Source organism: Stenotrophomonas sp. BIGb0135, from assembly GCF_024810105.1.
Taxonomy (GTDB): Bacteria; Pseudomonadota; Gammaproteobacteria; order Xanthomonadales; family Xanthomonadaceae; genus Stenotrophomonas; species Stenotrophomonas maltophilia_AB.
This window is the reverse complement of record NZ_JANUDX010000006.1, coordinates 177,996-196,941: the sequence shown is the minus strand read 5'-3', so window position 1 is coordinate 196,941 and position 18,946 is coordinate 177,996. Positions and strand designations below refer to the sequence as shown.

16 protein-coding genes are annotated in these 18,946 nt (G+C 68.7%); 4 read left to right on the top strand and 12 right to left on the bottom strand.

All coding sequences use genetic code 11. From position 1 onward, the window contains the following. Positions 1-145: 145 nt before the first annotated feature. The gene (fhuE, locus tag M2421_RS14060; RefSeq protein WP_259207735.1) at positions 146-2,308 is read right to left on the bottom strand and encodes a ferric-rhodotorulic acid/ferric-coprogen receptor FhuE; all 2,163 of its coding nucleotides are present in this window, start codon (positions 2,306-2,308) and stop codon (positions 146-148) included. A gap of 323 nt (positions 2,309-2,631) precedes the next feature. Here fhuE and M2421_RS14055 point away from each other — a divergent pair, with 323 nt between their 5' ends. Then, entirely contained in the window at positions 2,632-3,111 is a 480-nt protein-coding gene (locus M2421_RS14055) for a VOC family protein (RefSeq protein ID WP_259207733.1), read from the top strand. A gap of 15 nt (positions 3,112-3,126) precedes the next feature. Here the strand turns inward: M2421_RS14055 and M2421_RS14050 are convergent, their stop codons facing one another. Continuing rightward, positions 3,127-3,600, bottom strand: a complete 474-nt coding sequence (locus tag M2421_RS14050; RefSeq protein ID WP_259207732.1) for an Lrp/AsnC family transcriptional regulator — start codon at positions 3,598-3,600, stop codon at positions 3,127-3,129. Positions 3,601-3,673: 73 nt separating this feature from the next. Between M2421_RS14050 and M2421_RS14045 the strand changes: the two genes are divergently transcribed. After that, positions 3,674-4,552, top strand: coding sequence for an EamA family transporter (locus tag M2421_RS14045; protein WP_259207730.1), 879 nt, complete (start codon positions 3,674-3,676; stop codon positions 4,550-4,552). Positions 4,553-4,647: 95 nt separating this feature from the next. Here the strand turns inward: M2421_RS14045 and betA are convergent, their stop codons facing one another. The 7 genes from betA to M2421_RS14010 form a co-directional block, all read right to left on the bottom strand. After that, positions 4,648-6,318, bottom strand: a complete 1,671-nt coding sequence (betA, locus tag M2421_RS14040; protein WP_259207729.1) for a choline dehydrogenase — start codon at positions 6,316-6,318, stop codon at positions 4,648-4,650. A gap of 25 nt (positions 6,319-6,343) precedes the next feature. Further along, on the bottom strand, positions 6,344-7,816 hold the full coding sequence (gene betB, locus M2421_RS14035) for a betaine-aldehyde dehydrogenase (protein WP_259207728.1): 1,473 nt from the start codon (positions 7,814-7,816) through the stop codon (positions 6,344-6,346). A 33-nt stretch (positions 7,817-7,849) separates the two neighbouring features. Next, positions 7,850-9,829, bottom strand: a complete 1,980-nt coding sequence (gene betT, locus M2421_RS14030; protein WP_259207727.1) for a choline BCCT transporter BetT — start codon at positions 9,827-9,829, stop codon at positions 7,850-7,852. Between the two features lie 121 nt (positions 9,830-9,950). Beyond that, positions 9,951-10,688 carry an endonuclease/exonuclease/phosphatase family protein gene (locus tag M2421_RS14025; protein ID WP_259207818.1) on the bottom strand — a complete coding sequence of 246 codons (738 nt, stop codon included), beginning with the start codon at positions 10,686-10,688 and terminating at the stop codon, positions 9,951-9,953. A gap of 53 nt (positions 10,689-10,741) precedes the next feature. After that, the gene (locus M2421_RS14020; RefSeq protein ID WP_259207726.1) at positions 10,742-11,569 is read right to left on the bottom strand and encodes a thiol:disulfide interchange protein DsbA/DsbL; all 828 of its coding nucleotides are present in this window, start codon (positions 11,567-11,569) and stop codon (positions 10,742-10,744) included. Positions 11,570-11,693: 124 nt separating this feature from the next. Next, entirely contained in the window at positions 11,694-12,338 is a 645-nt protein-coding gene (locus M2421_RS14015; protein ID WP_259207723.1) for a thiol:disulfide interchange protein DsbA/DsbL, read from the bottom strand. A gap of 105 nt (positions 12,339-12,443) precedes the next feature. Continuing rightward, positions 12,444-13,229: a c-type cytochrome gene (locus tag M2421_RS14010; protein WP_259207721.1), complete on the bottom strand. Its 786-nt coding sequence runs from the start codon at positions 13,227-13,229 to the stop codon at positions 12,444-12,446. 155 nt (positions 13,230-13,384) lie between these two features. Here M2421_RS14010 and yihA point away from each other — a divergent pair, with 155 nt between their 5' ends. Beyond that, positions 13,385-14,008 carry a ribosome biogenesis GTP-binding protein YihA/YsxC gene (yihA, locus tag M2421_RS14005; protein ID WP_259207719.1) on the top strand — a complete coding sequence of 208 codons (624 nt, stop codon included), beginning with the start codon at positions 13,385-13,387 and terminating at the stop codon, positions 14,006-14,008. A gap of 380 nt (positions 14,009-14,388) precedes the next feature. On the opposite strand, the gene M2421_RS14000 is transcribed toward yihA, so the two are convergent. From M2421_RS14000 to M2421_RS13990, 3 genes are all read right to left on the bottom strand, one after another. Continuing rightward, entirely contained in the window at positions 14,389-15,384 is a 996-nt protein-coding gene (locus M2421_RS14000; protein WP_259207717.1) for an MBL fold metallo-hydrolase, read from the bottom strand. Between the two features lie 104 nt (positions 15,385-15,488). Next, positions 15,489-16,319 carry a helix-turn-helix transcriptional regulator gene (locus M2421_RS13995; protein ID WP_259207715.1) on the bottom strand — a complete coding sequence of 277 codons (831 nt, stop codon included), beginning with the start codon at positions 16,317-16,319 and terminating at the stop codon, positions 15,489-15,491. After that, on the bottom strand, positions 16,319-17,017 hold the full coding sequence (locus tag M2421_RS13990; protein WP_259207712.1) for a VIT family protein: 699 nt from the start codon (positions 17,015-17,017) through the stop codon (positions 16,319-16,321). Before M2421_RS13990 ends, M2421_RS13995 begins: the two co-directional genes overlap by 1 nt. A gap of 208 nt (positions 17,018-17,225) precedes the next feature. On the opposite strand from M2421_RS13990, the gene M2421_RS13985 reads away from it, so the two are divergent. Continuing rightward, positions 17,226-18,590: a glutamate--cysteine ligase gene (locus M2421_RS13985; RefSeq protein WP_259207710.1), complete on the top strand. Its 1,365-nt coding sequence runs from the start codon at positions 17,226-17,228 to the stop codon at positions 18,588-18,590. Positions 18,591-18,946: the final 356 nt, after the last annotated feature.

Here is an 18,946-nt window from a genome sequence, read left to right as displayed (position 1 = left end):
ACGGGGCGCGCGATGCACCACCACCACCGCCCGGAAACGGGTAGAGCCACGCCATGCGTGGCTGCGACCCACCCCCACCGCCCCATAACGCAGAGAGCCGGGCTATGCCCGGCTCTCTTGTCCACGCGATACGACCGCTGACCCGTCAGAACGACCAGTTGAACGTGATCGACCCGTTGCGGCCATCGCCGTACGCGCCATACCCGTTGATCTGCGAGAAGTACTTCTTGTCCAGCAGGTTGTTGAGGTTGGCCTGCACGCTGAACTCCGGCGAGATGCGGTAGCGCACGAAGGCACTGACCAGCGCGTAGCCGTTCTGTTCGATGCGGCCATACGCCGGCACCGGGTAGTAGATACGGTTCTGCCAGTTGGCCCCGCCGCCCACGGTCAGCGCGGTCAGCGACTGCGGGGTGTAGCTGGTGAACAGCTTGATGGTGGTCTGCGGCAGGTTGGTATTGATGTCCGCGTCGTTGACGTCCTTGGCCACGTAGCGCGACGCACCGAAGGTCGCATTCCAGCCCGGGGCCAGTTCGCCATTGAGTTCCAGCTCGAAGCCACGGCTGACCGTGCCGCGTGCGGCGATGTAGGCGAACTCGCCCGGACGGCTCGGGATCGGCTCGCTGGTGATCTGCGCCACGTTGTCCTGCTCGATGCGGAAGGCCGCGACCGATGCGTTCAGGCGGTTGTCGAACCACGCTCCCTTGACGCCGATCTCGTAGCTCTTGCCGTCCACCGGATCCAGGTAGCTGCCGCTGCGGTCGCGTGCGGTCTGCGGCTGGAAGATCTCGGTATAGCTGGCGTAGGTGGAGTAGGTGTCGTTGAGGTCGAACACCAGGCCGGCGTACGGGGTGGTGACCTTGTGCGAGCGGTCGTCGCCTTCGCCTTCGCTCTTCCAGTCGGTGTAACGCGCGCCGAGGATCAGCTTGAGCGGATCGGCCAGCGACAGGCGGGTGGCGGCATAGCCGGCCTTCTGGGTGATGGTGCCTTCGCTCTGCAACGGCAGGGTGGTGGCCCAGTTCGGCTCCGGGAAGTTGCCGACACCGGCCAGGTAGTTGTCCAGCGGCGCCCAGCCCACCTGGTAGTCGCCGTAGTTGGCGAACTCGCGCTTGTTGTAGCTCAGGCCGGCCATGAACTGGTGCTCGCGGCCGAACAGCTGGAACGGGCCGTCCACGAAGCCGTCCACCGCGTTGACCTTGCGCTCGGTGTTGTAGAACCCTGCCGAGGGCGCGACGCCGGCGCCGGTGGTCTTGTCCAGCAGCGAGGCGCCCGTGGTCCAGTCGTTGTAGGCCGGGTAGAACAGCTTGTCATCGGCCTTGGTGGTGTCATGCGTCGCACCGAGCTTGACCTTCCAGTCGTTGGCGAAGGCATGCTCCAACGTGGCGAACAGGCGCTTGCTGGTGGTATCCCAGTAGGTCCAGCCCGGGTTGGCGCTGAAGGATTCGTCGAACGGGGTGGGGCTGCCATCGGAGAACAGCATCGGGAAGCCACCCCAGGTCGCGCCGTTGGCGCGCTTCTGCTGGTAGTCGTAGCCCACGCTCAGCTGCGTGTCCGGGGTCAGGTCGGCGTCGATCACCGCATAGCCCAGCGTCTTGTGCTGGTCGTAACGGTCCATCTGCGATTCGGTGTCCAGGTAGCTGCCGATCACGCGTGCGCGCACCGAACCGCTGGCATTCAGTGGCGTGGTGACATCCACGGTGCTGCGGGTGCGGCCCCAGCTGCCGACGTTGACCGACACGTTGCCGGTCAGCTCGGCGCTGTCGGCGTGCTTGCGGATCAGGTTGACCGAGGCCGACGGATTGCCCGCGCCGGTCAGCAGGCCGGTGGCGCCGCGGACCACTTCCACGCGGTCATACAGGGCCAGGTCCAGGCCGGAATCGCCGTAGCTCCAGTTCTGCACCATCTGCGTGGGCAGGCCGTCGAACTGGTAGCTGTCGATGTAGAAGCCGCGCGCGTAGAACTCGGTGCGCTCGGTGTCGGACTGGGTGCTGCTCACGCCGGTGGTGTTGGCCAGTACGTCGAGGATGTCGTCGAGGTTCTGGTCCTCGATGCGCTGGTGGCTGATGATGCTGACCGACTGCGGGATCTCGCGCGGGGCCAGGTCGAAGCGGGTACCGGCGGAGGTCCGGCGCACCGAGTAACCCTCGGCGCGCTCGCCCTTGACCACGACCTTGTCCAGGGTGGTGGCATCCGGGCTGGCGTCCTGCGCGAATGCAGGCGCGACGGCCAGCGTGCACAGCGCGGCGAACAGCGCCTGCGGCAGGGCGCGCCGGCTCGGGGAGTGGGGCAGCACAACGGTCGAACGGGTCATCGGCGATTCCAGGGCGGCGGCGCGGGCATGGCCGATGTCCATCGGTGGCCAGGCGCCGCGCAGTAAGTGGGGGTCAGTGCGCGGCTGGCGGGGCCCTGGTGGCAGGGCGCGGGCTCCGGGTACTGATCGCCGCAGCGCCTCCTGGCGCGGACGGGATGAAGATATGTTAATGCGAATCATTGACACCATCAATTCACTTTCCTGAAACGCCCGGGTTTCGCGCTCGGCCGCCCGCGTATCACACCGGTCTGCGACACCGCGGCGCGCGCTTAACGCCTGCGGCCGTAGGCTTGCCGCGTCCATGCCCGCCGCAGGAGACCACCATGCCCAACAAGAACACGCTTTGCCTCTGGTACGACGGCACCGCGCTGGACGCCGCTACTTTCTACGCCCAGACCTTTCCCGACAGCGCGGTCAACGCGGTCCACCATGCCCCCGGCGACTTCCCGTCGGGCAGGCAGGGCGACGTGCTGACCGTCGACTTCACCGTGGTCGGCATCCCCTGCATCGGCCTCAACGGCGGCCCGGCGTTCAAGCACAGCGAGGCGTTCTCCTTCCAGATCGCCACCGAGGACCAGGCCGAGACCGACCGGCTGTGGAACGCCATCGTCGGCAACGGCGGCGAGGAAAGCGCGTGCGGCTGGTGCCGCGACAAGTGGGGCCTGTCCTGGCAGATCACCCCGCGCGTGCTCACCGAGGCGGTGACCAGCAAGGACCCGGCGGTGGCCAAGCGCGCCTTCGAGGCGATGATGACGATGCGCAAGATCGACGTGGCGGCGATCGAGGCGGCCGTGCGCGGTTGAGCCTGGTTCGTCGCGTTACAGCGGCACGTCCAAGCCACGCTTCAACGTGCTCAAGGCCACGGCCGTGCGGAAGCGCTCGATGTTGTCGTCACTGCCGAACAGGCGCTCGCTGATCGCCTCGTATTCTTCCATCGAGGCGGCGGTGAGCAGCAGCAGGAAGTCGGCCTCGCCGGTGATCGCGTAGCACTGCTGCACGGCGGGGTCGTCCTGCACGCGGCGGCGGAACGCGGCGACGCGATGCGGTTGTTCGCTGGCCACGCGTACCTCGACCATGATCGTCAGCGGCCGCCCCAGTCGTGCCTGGTCCAGCACCGCGACGTTGGCGCGGATGATCCCCGCGTCCTGCAGTCGCCTGATCCGCCGCTGCACGGCCGGCGCGGACAGGTGCACGGCCTCGGCGATCGCGCGCTGCGCGGTGGTGTTGTCGCGCTGCAGGATGGCCAGGATGGCGCGGTCGAAGTCGTCGGGGGCGTAGGGCACGGCAGCCATGGGCGAGTGAAACGTGCAGGAAGATGCCTGCAATTGAGCCTTTGCTTCGGCCCGAGCGCAATATGCTGGCGCCATGTCGACCTCCCGCTTTGCCTCGCTGATCCCCGTGCTGGCCGTGCTCGGCTCGGTCACCGCCCTGTCCGTGGGCACCTCGTTTGCCAAGCAGCTGTTCCCGGTGATCGGCGCGCAGGGCACCAGCGCGCTGCGCGTGGGGTTCTCGGCGCTGGTGCTGCTGGCGGTGTTCCGGCCGTGGCGCTGGACCACCACGCGTGCCGATGCCGCGGCGATCTTCCGCTACGGCATCACCCTGGGGGTGATGAACCTGTTGTTCTACATGGCGCTGCGCACGATTCCCTTCGGCATCGCGGTGGCGATTGAATTCTGCGGGCCGCTGGCGGTGGCGATGTGGTCCTCGCGGCGGCCGATCGATTTCGTCTGGGTGGGCTGCGCGCTGGCCGGACTGTTGCTGCTGTTGCCGCTGGGGCACGGCGCGCCGCTGGACCCGGTCGGGGTGATGTTCGCGCTGGGTGCGGCGGTGTGCTGGGCGCTGTACATCATCTTCGGCAAGCGCGCCGGCCACCTGCATGCCGGGCATACGGTGTCGCTGGGCCTGTGCGCGGCGGCGCTGGTGGTGGTGCCGGTGGGCGTGGCGCATGCGGGCATGGCGTTGCTGGACCCGACGATCCTGCTGTTCGGGCTGGGCGTGGCGATCGTCTCCAGTGCGATCCCGATGTCGCTGGAGATGATGGCGCTCAAGCGCCTGCCGAAGGAGACCTTCGGCATCCTGATCAGCATGGAGCCGGCGGTGGCCGCGCTGCTGGCGATGGGGCTGCTGGCCGAACACCTCACCGCGCTGCAGTGGGCGGCCATTGGCTGCACGGTGGTGGCGTCGGTGGGGAGTACGGTGACGGCACGGCGGGTGGCGCCGAAGATGCCGGGCGCGCCCGCATGAGCACGCTGGCGTGATCGGGAGTGCCGGCCGTTGGCCGGCTCCCGTTGCAGCAGATCACCGGGCAGTCGGGCAACGCTGGGCGCTACCCGTTCTGCTCAGCGCCTGACCGGCGCATCCCCGGCCACGTAGTACGCAGCCGTGCTGCGCGCCAACGGCGCACGCCCGCGGATGCGGTCGGCGATCTTCTCGGCGATCATGATCGTGGTGGCGTTGAGGTTGCCGGTGATGATGCGCGGCATGATCGAGGCATCCACCACGCGCAGGCCTTCCATGCCGTGCACGCGGCCCTGGCCATCCACCACGCTCATCGCGTCGGTGCCCATCGCGCAGGAACACGACGGGTGGTAGGCGGTCTCGGCGCGGGCGCGCACGAAGGCGTCCAGCTCGGCATCGCTCTTGCAGTCCGCACTGGGGCTGATCTCGCGGCCGCGATACTCGTCCAGCGCGGGCTGGGCGATGATCTCGCGGGTGATGCGGATGGCATCGCGGAACTCCTGCCAGTCCTGGTCGGTGGACTGGTAGTTGAACAGGATCGAGGGATGCTCGCGCGGGTCCAGCGATTTTGCATGCACGCGCCCACGGCTGGGCGTGCGCATCGAGCCCACGTGGGCCTGGAAACCGTGTTCCTTGACCGCGTTGGTGCCGTTGTAATTGATCGCCACCGGCAGGAAGTGGTACTGGATGTTGGGCCACTCGAACTCGTCGCGGGTGCGGATGAAGCCACCGGCCTCGAACTGGTTGCTGGCGCCCACGCCGGTGCCCGCAAACAGCCACTCCGCGCCGATCGCCGGCTGGTTCCACCACTGCAGTGCCGGGTACAGCGACACCGGCTTCTTGCAGGCGTACTGCATGTACACCTCCAGGTGGTCCTGCAGGTTTTCGCCGACGCCGGGCAGGTCGTGCACCAGCGGCACGCCGAGTGCGGCCAGCAATGCCGGGGCGCCCACGCCGGAGCGCTGCAGGATCTGCGGCGAGGCGATCGCACCGGCGCACAGCAGCACCTCGCGGCGCGCGCTGGCGTCGATCGGCTCGGCGCTGCCGCCGGTGAGGTAGCGCACGCCCACCGCGCGCTTGCCGGCGAACAGGATGCGGTCGGTGGTGGCGTGGACCACGATCTCCAGTCCCTCGCGGTCCCTGGCCATGTCCAGGTATCCGCGCGCGGTGCTGGAGCGGCGCCCGCGCGGGGTGACGGTGCGGTCCATCGGGCCGAAGCCTTCCTGCTGGTAGCCGTTGAGGTCGTCGGTGCGCGGGTAGCCGGCCTGCACGCCGGCCTCGACCATGGCGTGGAAAAGCACGTTGTTGCCGTTCTTCGGCGTGGCCACGCTGACCGGACCGTCGCCGCCGTGGTAGTCGTTGGCGCCGATGTCGCGGGTTTCGGCCTTGCGGAAGTAGGGCAGCACGTCGTGGTAGCTCCAGTCCTCCAGCCCGTCGAACGTTGCCCAGTTATCGAAGTCCAGCGCATTGCCGCGGATGTAGCACATGCCGTTGATCAGCGAGGAGCCGCCCAGGCCCTTGCCGCGCCCGCACTCCATGCGCCGGTTGTCCATGTGCGGCTCCGGCTCGGTTTCGTAGGCCCAGTTGTAGCGGCGGCCCTGCAGCGGGTAGGCCAGCGCGGCCGGCATCTGCGTGCGGAAATCCAGCCGGTAGTCCGGGCCGCCGGCTTCCAGCAGCAGCACGCTGACGCCGGCGTCTTCGGTGAGGCGCGCGGCCAGCGTGTTGCCGGCGGAGCCGGCGCCGATGATGATGTAGTCGTACTCGCGCTTCATCGCGGTGTTCTCCTGTCAGGCCGGTTCAGAACACCGACGCGTAGCGGTCCAGTTCGATCTGGATGGACTTGGTGCGGGTATAGGCGCGCAGCGTGGCCAGGCCGTTCTCGCGGCCCACGCCGGACTGTTTGTAGCCACCCACCGGCATCTGCGCCGGCGATTCGCCCCAGCAGTTGACCCAGCAGATGCCGGCGTCCAACTGGTGGATCAGGCGGTGCGCGCGGCTCAGGTCGCGGCTGACCACGCCGGCCGCCAGCCCGTATTCGGTGGCGTTGGCGCGGGCGACGGCTTCTTCTTCACTGTCATAGGACAGCAGGCTCAACACCGGCCCGAAGATCTCCTCGCGCACGATGCGCATGTCATCGCGGCAATCGCTGAACACCGTCGGCGCCACGTAGCAGCCCTTGCCCAGCGCGCCATCGGTCAACCGCTCGCCGCCACAGACCAGCCGCGCGCCCTCGGTCTTGCCGCTGGCGATGTGGTCCAGCACGCGGCGCATGTGCGCGGCACTGACCAGCGGGCCGAAGTTGGTGTCCTCCTGCAACGGATCGCCGATGCGGATGCGCGCGATGCGCTCACGCAGGGCCAACTCGACATCGGCCAGCAGGTCCTTGGGCACGAATACGCGCGTGCCGTTGGTGCAGACCTGGCCGGAGCTGTAGAAGTTGGCCATCATCGCCACGTCGGCGGCCAGGTCGAGGTCGGCGTCGGCACAGATGATCAGCGGCGACTTGCCGCCCAGCTCCATGGTCACCTCCTTGAGGGTGGAGCTGGACGCACTGGCCATCACCTTGCGACCGGTGCTGGTGCCGCCGGTGAAGGAGATCTTCTCGATGCCGGGGTGTTCGGTCAGCGCCGACCCCACGCCGTCGCCGTCGCCGGGCAGCACGTTGAACACGCCATCGGGCAGGCCCGCTTCGGTGAAGATCTCGGCCAGCTTCAGCGCGGTCAGCGGGGTCACTTCGCTGGGCTTGAAGATCATCGCGTTGCCGGCGGCCAGCGCCGGGGCGGCCTTCCAGAGGGCGATCTGGATCGGGTAGTTCCAGGCACCGATCGCCCCGACCACGCCCAGCGGTTCCTGCCGGGTATAGAAGAAGCTGCCTTCGCGCAGCGGCACCTGGCTGCCTTCCAGCCCGTGCATCACCCCGGCGTAGTACTCCAGCACGTCCGCACCGGTGACGATGTCCACGCTGCGAGTTTCGCTCAGCGGTTTGCCGGTATTGAGCGTTTCCAGCTCGGCCAGCGCATCGTTGCGCTCGCGCAGCAGCGCCACCGCGCGCAGCAGGATGCGCGAGCGCTCCACCGTGGTGAGCGCGGCCCAGGCCGTCTGCCCGGCCTGGGCGCTTTCCACCGCGGCATCCAGGTCGTCGCTGTTGGCGCTGTGCACGTTGGCCAGGACCTCGCCGGTGGCCGGGTTGACCACCTCGAAGGTGCGGCCCCCCTGCGAAGGGACGTAACGGCCGCCGATGTAAAGCAGTTGGTCGGGGAAGCGGGGCATGGTGATGACTCCTTTGCAGCGGGAGACCAGCGTTCAACGGGTCAGATGCAGGAACTGCAGGTGGCGCTCGTACTGGTCGATGATGTCGTTGATGATCTGCTGGCGGCTGTAGCCGAACAGCTCGTAGTCCTGTCCACCTTCATAGAGGTGCACTTCGGCGCGGTAGTAGCGCAGGTTGCGGAAGCGCTGCGCGGCGAACGACGGGGTGAGGTAGCCGCGCATGATCACCTGGTAGGTGAACACCTGCTGCTCGCCGTGGTCCACGGTCAGTTCCATCTGGCCCGGCTCGAACTTCGTGCGTACATCCAGGCCCTGTTCGCCCAGTTGCGCGGCCACCGCCTCGATGGCGGGCTTCACGTCGGTGTCCATGAAGCGGTAGACCTCGTCGCGTACCGGGAAATGCACGGCCTGGGTGATGCGTTGGCGCCAGCCGCGCTGGTGCCGCGACTGCCCGATCAGCGGGATCGGCGAATACTGCGAGGCCTTCTTGCGTTGCGACTCCTCGCCCAGCGCACGGGTCAGGCCCCACAGCATCAGCAGCAGCACCACCGAGAACGGCAGCGAGGCCAGCACCACCGCCGACTTGAGCGCATCCATGCTGCCGGCCAGCAGCAGCCCGGCGGTGACCAGGCCGGTCATCACACCCCAGAACACGCGCAGCCAGCGCGGGCCGTCGTCCTCCGGCGCGCCGCCATGCGAGGACAGGGTGGACAGCACCACCGTCCCCGAGTCGGCCGAGGTGACGAAGAAGACGAAGCTGACGATCACCGTCACCGCGATCACCGCCCGGCTCCACGGGTAATGCTCCAGCAGCGCGTACAGCACCGTGGGCGGGTTATCCACGGCCACCTGCGCCAGCTGCACCTGGTCGTGGTGCAGGATCTGGTCCAGCGCGCTGTTGCCGAAGATCGACAGCCACGCCAGGGTGAAGCCCAGCGGGATCAGCAGCACGCCCAGCACGAACTCGCGGATGGTGCGGCCACGCGAGATGCGCGCGATGAACAGGCCCACGAACGGCGCCCAGCCGATCCACCAGGCCCAGTAGAACACCGTCCAGTTGCCCAGCCAGTCCGGGCGGCCGCCGTAGGCATACACGTCGAAACTCTTGCCGACCACGTTGCCCAGGTAGTCGCCCATGTTCTGCATGAAGGCATTGAGCAGGTACTGGGTGGGGCCGGCGAACAGCATGAACAGCAGCAGCCCGATCGCCAGCAGCATGTTGATGTTGGACATCCAGCGCACGCCCTTCTCCACGCCGGAGACGGCCACGGTGATCGCCGCGCCCATCATCAGCACGATCAGGCCCACCTGCACCCAGGCCGCGTGCGGCACCGGCAACAGGGTGTTGAGGCCGGCATTGAGGTGCAGCACGCCAAAGCCCATGTCCGCGCCCAGCCCGAACACGGTGGCCACGATGCCCAGGGCATCGACGGTGTAGCCGATCGGCCCGTTGATGCGTTTGCCGATCAGCGGGTACAGCGCCGAGCGCAGCGCCAGTGGCAGGTTGTGGCGGTAGGCGAAGTAGGCCAGTGCCATCGCCGCCAGCGCGAACACGCCCCAGCCGTGCAGGCCCCAGTGCAGGAACAGCAGCTGCATGGCCTGGCGCGCGCTGGCCTCACCGCCGCCCACGCCGCCCTGGGGCGGCAGCAGGTAATGGGTGAGCGGTTCGGACACGCAGAAGAAGAACAGGGTGATGCTGATGCCGGCGGCGAACAGCATGCCGGCCCACGAGAGGTAGCTGAACTCCGGCTCGTCGTGGTCCGCACCGAGTTTGACGTTGCCGTAGCCGGACAACGCCACGCCGACCACGAACACCAGGTACACCGTCATCGCCAGCAGGTAATACCAGCCCACATTGCGCGAGGCCCAGGTCTGGGCATCCAGCAGCAGGGCGCCGGACTGGATCGGGAAGAGGGTGACCAGCGCTGCGAATGCGGTGACCAGGGTCGCCGCAAGCAGGAACACGGGACGAAGCGTGCGCACCTCGGGCGGATGCGGCTCCACGGTACTCATGGGGTGGGGGATGCTCCCGGTGCCACGGTGGGCTCAGGCGGAGCGTTATCGCATACGGGTCGTGGATGCTGCGTGTGCGCAGCCGCGGATGCCCGCCGCACGGGGCGGCGGGGTATCGGGGTTACCGCAGCGCGGTGCTGGGCACGTCGATCGACATCGCCAGGGCGAGGTGATCGGAGAACGCGGCCGGGACCGCCTCGGCGCTGCGCTGCTGCAGGCCGGTGCTGAGCAGGATGTGGTCGATCGCGCGGTCCGGGCGCCAGCTCGGGAAGGTCGGCACCGCACAGCCGGGGGGCTGCAGGGTGGTCTTCTGGTACAGCGCCTGCATTTCCGGGCGGTCGGCCAGGCAGTTGAAATCGCCCATCAGCACCGCGTTGGGATGGTCGCTGAGCAGGTCGGCGATGAAGGCCAGCTGCGACATCCGCGAGTTGGTGCCCAGCGACAGGTGCGCCACCGCCACTGCCAGGCCTTCGCTGCCTTCGCCGAACTTGGCCAGCAGCACGCCGCGCCCGCCGATGCGGCCGGGCAGGGCATGGTCCTGTACTTCCACCGGCTCCAGCCGGCTCAGCAGGCCATTGGCACTGGAGGCGACACCGCCCATGCGGCGGTTGGGCTGGTGGCTCCAGTAGTTGAAGCCGGCGCGCTCGGCCAGGTAGTGGGTCTGGTTGGTGAAGCCCGAGCGCAGGCTGCCCGGATCGGCTTCCTGCAGCCCGACGATGTCGTGGCCGCGGGCAAGCTGGGCGATCGCGTCCAGGCTGGTGCGCTTGCGCCCCGCCGGCAGCGCATGCGACCAGCTGCGGGTCACATAGTCGCTGTAGCGGCGGGTACTGCTGCCGGCCTGGATGTTGGCCGTCAGCAGGCGCAGGGTCCGCGTGGTGGGGGAATTCACGACGGTTGCCGATTCACGCTTGATCAGTTGCCCTTGGCGGCGCGTTCGCGGGCGATCAGGTGATCGGCGATGCGCAGCATGTCCGGGAAGCTCTTGCCCTTGACCAGGTACTTGCCGTTGACGATCACCGAGGGGGTGCCGGTGATCTGGCTGCGCTGGGCGAAGTTCTTGGCGGCGTTGGTCTTGGCACCCACCGCGAAGCTGCTCATGGTGCTGGCGAACTGCTTGGCGTCGGCGCCGTGCTTGGCGTAGAAGGCGGCGATGTCTTCAACCGAATCCTTGCCGCGCTCGCCCTTCAGGGTCTTCTCGGCGTGGATGGCCGAATACAGGGCCTCATGGGTCTTTTCCTGCAGGCCCATGCTCTGCGCGGCGTAGAAGGCGCGCGCGTAGTTGTCCCAGGTGCCGCCGAACATGGCCGGCACGTAGACGAAGCTGACGTCGCTGGGCAGGCCGGCCTTCCACGGCCCGATCAGGGGCTGGAACGCGGCGCAGGCCGGGCAGACGTAGCCGAAGATCTCGGCCACTTCGATCTTGCCGGTGGCCGGCTGGAACGGCTGGCCGTTTTCGATCAGCACATAGTCGGTGCCTGCCACCGGCTCCGGGCCGGTCGGGCGCGACGACGCCGGTGCCGGCGCGGGCGTGGTGGCCTCGGCGGCGGCGGTTTCAGCGGCGGCCGTTTCGCCGGTGGCGGCCGGGGTCTCGCTGCTGGCCGGCGCGGTGTCGGTGGCCGGGGCACTGCTCGGGGCCGCCGGCTCGGTCGGCGCGGCGGTGTTGGCGGTGCCATCCTGGGCCTTGCAGGCCACCAGGATCGGCAGCAGGGCCAACAGCGAAATCGCGAAACGGGTCTTCATCTAGGCATCTCCAGCGGAGGAACGTATAGGGGCCGGCGCGTCGCGCGCCAGCCAGAGGGGAATGATGGCACGCGGCACTGGGCGTACCGCGTGCACGGTGTGTGACGGTTCAGCGAGCCTGCACTCAGCGCTTGGGCTGGGTGCGCGCCTGTGCGATCAGGGCATCGGCGTTGCGCAGCATCGCCTCGAACGAGTCGCCCTTGACCAGGTAGCGGCCGTTGATCACCAGCGCCGGGGTGCCCGGCACCTTGGTGCGCTGGGCGAAGGCGCGGGCGGCCTTGAGCTTCTGCTCCACCGCATCGCCCTTGATGGTGGCCAGGAAGCGCTCCGGGGCCACGCCGTAGCCCGTGTAGAACGCGGCCAGTTCTTCCGGCGCCACGTTCTGCATCGGCAGCGAATGGGTCTCGTGCAGGGCCTCGAACATGGCGCGGTGGCTGCGCTTGGCGACGCCCAGCTGGTCGGCGGCCAGGTAGGCGCGCGCGAACGAATCCCAGATCCCGCCGAACGCGGCCGGCACCGGGGTGAAGCGGACATCCTTGGGCAGCTTGGCGGCCCAGGCTTCCAGCTGCGGCTCGAAGCGGGCGCAATGCGGGCAGGTGTAGCCGAACATCTCCACCACTTCGATCTTGCCCGCCAGCGGCGCGTACGGGCCGGGCGCGTCGATCAGCTCGTAATCGGTACCTTCGACCAGCGTGGCCGGCGCGGCGGCGAGGGTGGCCAAGGGGCTCAGTGCCAGCAACAACACCATCAGGCGGGGGATCAACTTCATCTACATCCATCTCCATCGGAAAAAACAACGCCGGCCCAGTGCCGGCGTGGCGTTGAACATAACCCGCCGCGAGGGCGGTGCGGCCAACCCGCCGCCGAACGGTGGCTAGGGGGCCTTGGGCGGCGCGGCCGCGGCGATGTCGTCGGCGCGGTTGTGCAGGCCCTGCAGGTAGCTGCCCAGTGCCTGGATCTCCTGTTCGGACAACTGCTTGGCAATGGTCGCCATGATCTGGAAGTGGGCCTTGTCGGTTTCGTGGGTCACGCCGGCCTGGTACTCCTGCAGCCGGCGGGCGACGTACGCCGCATGCTGGCCGCCGATGTGCGGATAGGCTGGCCCCGGATTGCCGGCGCCGGTGGGACCGTGGCAGGCCATGCACGCCGGAATGCCCCGGGCGGCATCGCCACCGCGATACAGCTGCTGCCCGATCTCGTAGAACTTCTTGCCGGCATACGGACCTTCGCCGACCAGGCCATCGTCGGCAAGCCCGGCGTTGGCCTTCTGCGTTGCGAAATAGGCACCGATGTCGCGCATGTCCTGCGGGGTGAGGTCCTGCACGAAGGGCACCATCGCCGCCGAGGCCCCGGAGGTGCGCTGGCCGTTGGCGATCAGGGCCATCTGCTGGGCCACGTAGCGCTCGCTCTGTCCGGCGATGCTCGGGTACATCTCGACAGTGGAATTGCCGTCGGCCGAGTGGCAGGCCGCGCAGGCGGCGGCCTTGGTCTGGCCGGCCTTGGCATCGCCCCAGGTGGTCTTGCTGAAATCGACCTCCAGCGAAGCGGTCTTGATCGGGCCGTTGTCGGGCAACGGGGTGATCGAGGTCTGGGCGACCGCAACGGCGGCCAGCAGCGATACAGCGACAGCGGAAACGGCAAGAACGCGAGCATGGCGCATGCGGAAGCTCCGTGTGGACCGGCCTGGCGAGTGCAGGCTGCACTGGCTTAGGATCGCCCGATTATCCATGCGCTTTCACGCCACGGTCAACGCGGCAGTGCGTCAAAACCGCCCCCGGCAGCCCGCGGCCGGCCCGGACATGCGATCCTATGGGCATGTCATTGCTCCTCGAACGTGCCACCTACCTGCTTTCGGCCCACAACACCCGGCAATTGCCGGAGGATGTCGGGGCCGAAGTCGCCTTTGCCGGGCGCTCCAACGCCGGCAAATCCAGCGCCCTCAACGCCCTGACCCGCCAGAACAGCCTGGCCCGGGTCTCCAAGACTCCCGGCCGCACCCAGCAGCTGGTGTTCTTCGAGGTCACCCCGGAGGCCAAGCTGGTCGATCTGCCCGGCTACGGCTACGCCAAGGTCCCGCTGGACTTGCAGGCGCACTGGCAGGCCTTCATCGACCAGTACTTCCGCACCCGCGAGGCGCTGCGTGGCCTGGTGGTGGTGATGGACATCCGTCATCCGCTCAAGGACTACGACCGCCAGATGCTGGCCTATGCGGTGCAGCGCGGCCTGCCCGCGCACGCGCTGCTGACCAAGGCCGACAAGCTCGGGCGTGGCCAGCAGGGCATCGCCCTGCAGAAGGTGCGCAAGGAACTGCAGTCCTCCTTCGGCGACACGGTCAGCGTGCAGACCTTCTCCGGCCCGGCCCGCCAGGGCGTGGACGAGGCGCGCGGGATCATCGGCGGCTGGCTGGGATTGAACAAGCCGGCCCCGGAAGCGGCCTGACCCAAGGCCCGTGCACCCACGCCATGCGTGGGTGACGTTGCCCCCGGCACGGGCGAACAACGCGTGTACGCGGCCGACCGGCGTTGTCCCGGTCGGGGCGGCCGCGCGTGGCGCGGCATCCACGCATGGCGTGGATCTACGCGTTGGGGCACCTGGGGCGTTTACCTGGGGCAAGCCCGCAAGGGATGTGCGCCGCTGACCGGGCTTTGCCCCGGTCGGGGCGCCGCGCGTGCGCGGCATCCACGCATGGCGTGGGTCTACGCGTTGTGGGGCACCTGGGGCGTTTATCTGGGGCAAGCCCGCAATGGATGTGCGCCGCTGACCGGGCTCTGTCCCGGTCGGGGCGCCGCGCGTGCGCGGCATCCACGCATGGCGTGGATCTACCTGCCCGTGGGCTGGGCGGGGGCCGGCAATGGCGCGAACTCACCCGGCACCCAGGCGAATGCTTCGCCTTCGCGGCGCACATGGCCCAGCCCCGGGAACGGCAGGTGCGCGCCGGCCACCCACCAGCCTCCGTCGGCGGCCTGCGCCATCATCCGGCGGCGGCTGGCAATCGCGGCGGTGCGGTCGCTGTCGGCTTCGTAGGAGGCCTGCGGCTGGGCGAACTGCACGGCATGGAAATGCACGATGTCGCCCCACACCAGCAACTGCTGGCCGGCGCCGCCATCGATCCGGTAGGACACGTGGCCTACCGTATGGCCATGGCTGTCCAGCGCAGTGATGCCGGCCGGCAACGCATCGCGGGGCCCAAAGCGCTTCAGCTTTCCAGTCGCCTCGTAGGGCGCCACCGCTTTGCGCGCCAACGCGAAGGCAAAGCGCACACCCTGTGGCGCGCCGGCGGTGCTGGCCGGGTCCAGCCAGTAGGCCGCGTCGGCCGCGGACAACCAGACCGTGGCGTTGGGGTAGGCGACCTTGTCCTGCGCGTCCAGCAGCCCGCACAGGTGGTCCGGATGGGCATGGGTAAGCAGCACCTCATCCACCTCGACCGGGTCGTAGCCGGCCTTGCGCAGGTTGCCAAGCACCTGGCCCAGGCCCGGGCCGAAGCACTGCGCGGTGCCGGTATCGACCAGGGTCAGGTGCTCGCCACGCTGCACCAGGTAGGCGTTGACCGCGGTCTGCAGGCCCTTGCCGTCCTCGGGCACGTAGCGATGGTCCAGCAGGCGGGTGACCGCGCCGGCGTCGATGCCGACCAGTTCCTGGCGTCCCAGCGCGACGGTGCCATCGAACAACGCGGTGACCTGCAGCGTGCCGATCTGCTGGTGGTAGACGCCCGGCACCTGTGCATCCGGGGTGCGGGCGGTGGTGGCCAGGGCCGGGCCGGTGGCGACAGCGAACAGCAGCGCGGTGGCGAGCGTGCAGGCGCGGGGGAAGGACATGGCAGGTTCCGTACAGGGCGGCAGCGCCGCGGTGCCCCATGCTGCGCGCGGCCTGCCGCGCGATGCGCTCAGAATGCCGCGCGATCCGCTCGCATCGGCCGGGCTCAGCTGTTGCCGATCGCTCCCGGGTCCAGCCCATAGCGGGCGGCGAAGCGCTTGCTGAAGCTGCCCAGCGAGCGGTAGCCCACGCGCGCGGCGACGGTCTTCAACGGCAGGCGGGTGGTGTAGAGCAGGTTCATCGCATGCGCCAGCCGTGCGTCGGCGATCAGTTCACGCATGCTGGCCTGCTCGCTGGCCAGGCGCCGGCGCAACGTGGCACCGCTCACACCGAGCTGCTGTTCGAAGTCGCGGGACTGCCAGTCGCGCTCGGGCTGCGCCGCGATCAGGTCGCGGATGCGCTCGCCCAGGCTGGGTTCGGGGGCGAGCAGCAGGCTGCCATGGCCGCGCCGGCAGAACGCCACTACCAGCGATGCCAGGGCCAGGCGCGCCTCGGTGTAGCGGGCCTGCTCCAGCGCGTGGCGCCATTGGCGCAGGGTCTGGCCATGGTCTTCCAGGGACAGCTTGCCCAGCGCGTCGCCGGGGCCGGGCAGGGGCTCGTTCCACAGCACGCGCGCGGCGGCCAGCGCCTCGGCGCACAGCGGCACGATCGCGCTGAGGTACACGCCACTGTGCGGGTCGGGAATGTTGACCACGTCGATGCGGCAGCGCCGGGTGATCAGGAACAGGTCGCCGGGCACGAACGCGAGCGACTGCTGCGCGCAGCGCACCTGCTTGCGCCCCTGCAGCAGGATCGCGACCTGTGGCTGGGCGATGTCCACCGAGGAGGCGCCATGCTCGCGGCGGGCAGTGATGCAGGCGTAGCCGTCGGCACGCTGGCAGTCGGCCAGGCTCGCCATTTCGGCCAGCAGGGAGTCGGGGGGCAGGCGCATGTCCATTACAGCGCAGTATCGAACAACTGGCCGATCAGCGCCGCCGCGCCCATGGCCAGTGCGCCCCAGAACATCACCCGCACCGCGCCGCGCAGTGGCGGGGCACCGCCGGCGCGCGCGGCCATCGCACCGGTCAGGCCCAGCCCGGCCACGGTGACCGCGGTGGTGACCTGGGCGACGTGCGCGTGCGGGGCGAGCAGGGCGGTCAGCACCGGCAGCGCCGCGCCGCTGACGAAGGCGCCGGCCGAGGCCATCGCCGCCTGCATCGGCCGCGCGCGCAGCTCTTCGGTGATGCCCAGCTCGTCGCGCGCATGCGCGGCCAGCGCGTCGTGGGCGGTCAACTGCACCGCAACCTGCTGCGCCAGCTCGGGGCTGAGGCCGCGATGGCGGTAGATGGCGGCGAGCTCTTCCAGTTCGCTGTGCGGGTCGTCGTGCAGTTCGCGCTTCTCCACCGCCAGGTCGGCCCGCTCGGTGTCGGCCTGCGACTGCACCGACACATACTCGCCGGCGGCCATCGACATCGCACCGGCCACGGTGCCGGCGATGCCGGTGGCCAGCACCGTGGAGGCGCTGGCGCCACCCGCCGCGATGCCGACCACCAGCCCGGCCACGGAGACGATGCCGTCATTGGCGCCCAGCACGGCCGCACGCAGCCAGCCCACGCGGTCGGAGCGATGTACTTCCGGATGTCTGGATCGGCTCATGCCGACAGTCTAGGGTGTCGGCCGCCGTGGCCGGCGGAATGACTCGCAGCCGCGCCTGCGCATGGGCAGCGTCAAGTGGTAGCCAGTAGGATGCTGAAAACCGTCACGGTGACACGACGGTGGGGGACGCCACGATATAGTGCGCCCTTGCGATGCCGGGGCGTGGACCCCACATCCCCGCCCTGACCAGAATCCTGCGAGCCTCCCCTTGTCGAGCCCCAGCCACGTCGCCGAGACGCCGATCACCGACCGAAATGAACTGGTCGCCACGCTGGCCTCCGGCGAAAAGCCCAAGGCGCAGTGGCGCATCGGCACCGAGCACGAGAAGTTCGGCTTCCGCCTGGACGACCTGCGTCCGCCCACCTTCGACGGCGACCGTGGCATCGAAGCCCTGCTCAAGGGCCTGACCCGTTTCGGCTGGGATCCGGTGCAGGAAGGCGGCCGCACCATCGCGCTACTGCGCGACAACGCCTCGGTGACGCTGGAACCGGCCGGCCAGCTGGAACTGTCCGGCGCGGCGGTGGAGACCATCCACGACACCTGCGTGGAAACCGGCACCCATCTCAACGAAGTGGCGCAGGTGGCCGGCGAACTGCAGTTGGGCTTCCTCGGCATGGGCTTCCAGCCCAAGTGGACCCGCGACGAGATGCCGTGGATGCCCAAGGGGCGCTACAAGATCATGCGCGAGTACATGCCCAAGGTCGGCACGCTGGGCCTGGACATGATGACCCGCACCTGCACGGTGCAGGTCAACCTGGATTACGCCACCGAAGCGGACATGGTGAAGAAATTCCGCGTGTCGCTGGCGCTGCAGCCGATCGCCACGGCGCTGTTCGCCGATTCGCCGTTCACCGAAGGCAAGCCGAACGGCTACCAGAGCTACCGCTCGCACATCTGGACCGACACCGACAACGACCGTACCGGCATGCTCGACTTCGTGTTCGAGGACGGCTTCGGCTACGAGCGTTACGTGGATTACCTGCTCGACGTGCCGATGTATTTCTCCTACCGCGACGGCAAGTACAACGATGCCAGCGGCCAGAGCTTCCGCGATTTCATGGTGGGCAAGTTGCCGGTGCTGCCGGGCCAGTTGCCGACGCTGCGCGACTGGTCGGACCACATGACCACCGCGTTCCCGGAAGTGCGGCTGAAGAAGTACCTGGAAATGCGCGGTGCCGATGCCGGCCCGTGGAGCCGCCTGTGTGCCTTGCCGGCGTTCTGGGTGGGTCTGCTGTACGACGATGCCGCGCTGGATGCCGCCTGGGACCTGGTGCGTGATTTCAGCCTGGTCGAGCGCAATGTGTTGCGCGATGGCGTGCCGAAGCACGGGCTGAAGCTGCCGTTCCGCAATGGCACGGTGCTGGATCTGGCACGCGAGGCGCTGAAGATCGCCGTGGCCGGCCTGAAGCGGCGCGCTGCACGCAATGCCGATGGCCAGGACGAAAGCAAGTTCCTGGAGGTGCTGCAGGAGATCGTCGATTCCGGCTTGACCCCGGCCGACCGCAAGTTGGCGCTGTTCCATGGCGAGTGGGGCGGCAACATCGATCCGGTGTTCAAGGCGTTCGCTTACTGACGCTTACTGAAGTGGGTGAAAGCGGCTGTCGGTGGATCGGTCGCTGGTCCCCATGCCCTTTCCGGCGACGCCCCCGGCCGCTGCGCGGCCTCCTCCTTTATTTCGCCTCCAAGGGCATGGGGGCCCAGCGACCGACCCACCGACGGAAGTGAGAGAAGCCTCGCTCCTCGCCTGTACCGCGAGCCGAGCCCCGTAGCGGGCGGCGGGCTCCTGGGCAAAATATAGGAGGAGGCCGCTCGGCGGCCGGGGGACGCTACGCCAGGGGCCTACCGGCTGCTACGGGGCCCTGACGCGCAAGACGGACACGATCGAAGACGCTGTTAAATCCACACAACGTCGGACTATCCAACCACGGC

Bases quoted from the DNA above. Each gene is read 5' to 3' on its own strand.
- M2421_RS14010 (WP_259207721.1), bottom strand. From the start codon at position 13,229: ATGCGCCATGCTCGCGTTCTTGCCGTTTCCGCTGTCGCTGTATCGCTG.
- M2421_RS14050 (WP_259207732.1), bottom strand. From the start codon at position 3,600: ATGGCTGCCGTGCCCTACGCCCCCGACGACTTCGACCGCGCCATCCTG.
- fhuE (WP_259207735.1), bottom strand. From the start codon at position 2,308: ATGACCCGTTCGACCGTTGTGCTGCCCCACTCCCCGAGCCGGCGCGCC.
- M2421_RS14020 (WP_259207726.1), bottom strand. From the start codon at position 11,569: ATGAAGACCCGTTTCGCGATTTCGCTGTTGGCCCTGCTGCCGATCCTG.
- M2421_RS14045 (WP_259207730.1), top strand. From the start codon at position 3,674: ATGTCGACCTCCCGCTTTGCCTCGCTGATCCCCGTGCTGGCCGTGCTC.
- betA (WP_259207729.1), bottom strand. From the start codon at position 6,318: ATGAAGCGCGAGTACGACTACATCATCATCGGCGCCGGCTCCGCCGGC.
- betB (WP_259207728.1), bottom strand. From the start codon at position 7,816: ATGCCCCGCTTCCCCGACCAACTGCTTTACATCGGCGGCCGTTACGTC.
- M2421_RS13990 (WP_259207712.1), bottom strand. From the start codon at position 17,017: ATGAGCCGATCCAGACATCCGGAAGTACATCGCTCCGACCGCGTGGGC.
- yihA (WP_259207719.1), top strand. From the start codon at position 13,385: ATGTCATTGCTCCTCGAACGTGCCACCTACCTGCTTTCGGCCCACAAC.
- M2421_RS13995 (WP_259207715.1), bottom strand. From the start codon at position 16,319: ATGGACATGCGCCTGCCCCCCGACTCCCTGCTGGCCGAAATGGCGAGC.
- M2421_RS14055 (WP_259207733.1), top strand. From the start codon at position 2,632: ATGCCCAACAAGAACACGCTTTGCCTCTGGTACGACGGCACCGCGCTG.
- betT (WP_259207727.1), bottom strand. From the start codon at position 9,829: ATGAGTACCGTGGAGCCGCATCCGCCCGAGGTGCGCACGCTTCGTCCC.
- M2421_RS14000 (WP_259207717.1), bottom strand. From the start codon at position 15,384: ATGTCCTTCCCCCGCGCCTGCACGCTCGCCACCGCGCTGCTGTTCGCT.
- M2421_RS14015 (WP_259207723.1), bottom strand. From the start codon at position 12,338: ATGAAGTTGATCCCCCGCCTGATGGTGTTGTTGCTGGCACTGAGCCCC.